This window comes from Vibrio sp. 1069 (assembly GCF_033340555.1).
This window is the reverse complement of record NZ_JAWOWP010000334.1, coordinates 1-722: the sequence shown is the minus strand read 5'-3', so window position 1 is coordinate 722 and position 722 is coordinate 1. Positions and strand designations below refer to the sequence as shown.

Here is a 722-nt window from a genome sequence, read left to right as displayed (position 1 = left end):
GAGAACGCCATTATTCACGGCATCGAGCCAAAACGTGAAGGTGGCGAAGTCCAATTGCTGATAAAGCAAGAGAAACAGCTGTTGCAAATTGAAGTGAAAGACACTGGCGTGGGGTTGAGTCACGTCAGCAATCACTCTGGTTCGGGGATTGGATTGAGTAACCTTAAACAGCGTGTGGATGCCTTATTTGCTGGCAAAGGTCAGGTGTCGATCAGTGAATCTTCCGAAGGTGGTGTGAGTGTGCGTTTGAGTTGGCCAATGACAAGTAAGGAACAGTGAAATGAATACAGGGTTTACTGCCATTATCGCCGATGATGAGCCGTTATTGCGGCATCATCTCGACAAAAGCCTCGCGGAAGTGTGGCCGGAGTTGGACATCGTTGCCAAGGTAGCTGATGGCGAACAAGCCTTGCTAACCATTGAGCAAAGCCAACCTGATATTGCCTTTCTCGATATTCGTATGCCCGTGTTAGGTGGCATGAGTTTGGCGCAAAAACTCAATCGTTTGGCCAACCCGCCTTTGATCGTGTTTGTTACTGCTTATGATGACTATGCCATTAAAGCGTTTGAGCAAAATGCGGCAGATTACCTGCTCAAACCCATTTCCGACGCTCGTTTGCAGACGACCTGTGAACGAGTCAAAGCTCGACTCAGCCAACGAGGAAGCGACAACAGCCATGTTCAGATGAATAGTTTGTTGGAACAACTGCAACAGTTGTCTG

The 722-nt window shown here is 48.2% G+C and carries 2 protein-coding genes; both read left to right on the top strand.

Annotated features, from left to right (window positions below; genetic code table 11):
• The coding region (locus R7040_RS26345) for an ATP-binding protein (protein ID WP_318097559.1) at positions 1 to 279 on the top strand (279 nt) is incomplete at its 5' end.
• A gap of 1 nt (position 280) precedes the next feature.
• Positions 281 to 722: response regulator (locus tag R7040_RS26340; RefSeq protein WP_318097558.1), on the top strand; the 442-nt coding region annotated here is incomplete at its 3' end.